Here is a 1,614-nt window from a genome sequence, read left to right on the forward strand (position 1 = left end):
CTACCATGAAAATTAACTTCTGTAATTCATGAAAAAGTCAATACTGAAGAGGACGCAGCTCATTCATTTTTTAAAAAAGGGGAGAGCGCCAATTTCATTGATCTATGGTAATTAAGTGAACTGGATTAAGAGGCTTTAGGTTCTTCCAGTGTAACGGTGTATCCTAAACTTTCGAGTCGTCTCAGAGAATGCCGAACAATTGATTGTTGTCTCTGCTTATCAAAGTAGTCTTCGCCTAAGTCTACATACATTTCTTTTCGGGTTAAGAGATAATATGAGATACGTAACATTGCGTGAGCGACTACAATACCAGCACGTTTCTTGCCTTTTCGTGATGCTGTACGCCTATAAAGTGCTCCAAGATAGTTTTTGGATCCTCTTACTGAATGAGCTGCTTCGGTTAACGCCGATCTTAAATACTTATTTCCTTTTTTAGTCTTGGCTGATTTTCTTTTCCCTGCACTTTCGTTTTGTCCAGGAACCAAGCCTGCCCAAGAACACATATGAGCTGCAGTGGGGAATTGTTTCTTCACATCAGTTCCAATTTCTGATAGTATTTGCTCGGCCATTCTGGTCGCTATGCCAGGAATGGAATCCAATCGTGCCACATCTTCTTGATGGGAGCTGACTCTGTCCGCAACTTCCTGATCCAACATCTCGATTTGCTCAGTCAGAAAATCAATATGACCTAAAATGGTTTTTAACATGAGGCGTTGATGTGAATTGATATATCCTTTTAGGGCGAGTTCCAGTTCTTCTTTTTTCTTTTTCATAGTGCGCCGGGCAAAGTTTGCTAGTTTTTCAGGATCCTCCTCACCATCGGCAATGGCATCGAGCATATCCCGAGCCGAAACACCCAACACATCTGAAACAACTGACCCCAACTTAATGTTCGCGCCTTCTAACACCTTTTGGATTCGGTTATGTTGTCTGGCACGCTCCTCAATAATACTTCTACGATAGCGAACGAGTTCACGCAATTCACGTTGATTCCGGTCAGGAATATAACTGGCTTTAAGTAGTCCATGGCGAAGAAGTTTGGCAATCCATTCCGCATCCTTCACATCTGTCTTTCGTCTTGGAACTGCCTTCATATGTTGGGCATTCACCACTAAAAACTCAATATCCTCAGCTTCTAGCAAATTCACAATAGGCTTCCAATAAACACTCGTGCTCTCCATGGCGACATGGGTACAATTATGTTGTTTAATCCAGTCAACCAACTGTAAAAGAAATACAGTTTTAGTAGAGAACGTTTGAATCTCCTTTCCTTCAGGTGTCAAAATACAGGCAGTAATATTGTCCTTATGGACATCCATACCGCATGCTCTTTCAATGACTACTTCCATTGAAAACATCCTTTCTACGGCTCACAATATTATTGGAGGCTGGTGCAGCAACCAGAATAGGATTAATCTACCATGTGTGCTTCCCGTAAGGGAGCGACAGTCAGTGGTGCACCGTGGTCGTTGGAGTCAGACTAACGGATGGGCTCTAACGCACCATAGTTCATCGACCTTCCTCTCCCAGCCGTAGAATCAGTATTGACGGTTTAAAACCATTTTCATTCTCTGTGGTGAAGCGCTGATTTTTGCGCTTCATGGATGGCTAACG

The 1,614-nt window shown here is 42.6% G+C and carries 1 protein-coding gene; it reads right to left on the bottom strand.

Annotated elements, in window-relative coordinates; genetic code table 11:
* Window positions 1-125 precede the first annotated feature (125 nt).
* A complete protein-coding gene (locus V7150_RS21075; protein WP_335522186.1) occupies window positions 126-1,349 on the bottom strand; it encodes an IS110 family transposase in 1,224 nt (407 codons plus the stop codon).
* Window positions 1,350-1,614: the final 265 nt, after the last annotated feature.

Origin of the sequence: Neobacillus drentensis (assembly GCF_036965245.1) — a bacterium.
Classification (GTDB): Bacteria; Bacillota; Bacilli; order Bacillales; family Cytobacillaceae; genus Neobacillus; species Neobacillus drentensis_G.

Excerpts from the sequence above, each read along its gene's own strand:
- V7150_RS21075 (WP_335522186.1), bottom strand. The coding sequence starts at position 1,349 with ATGGAAGTAGTCATTGAAAGAGCATGCGGTATGGATGTCCATAAGGAC.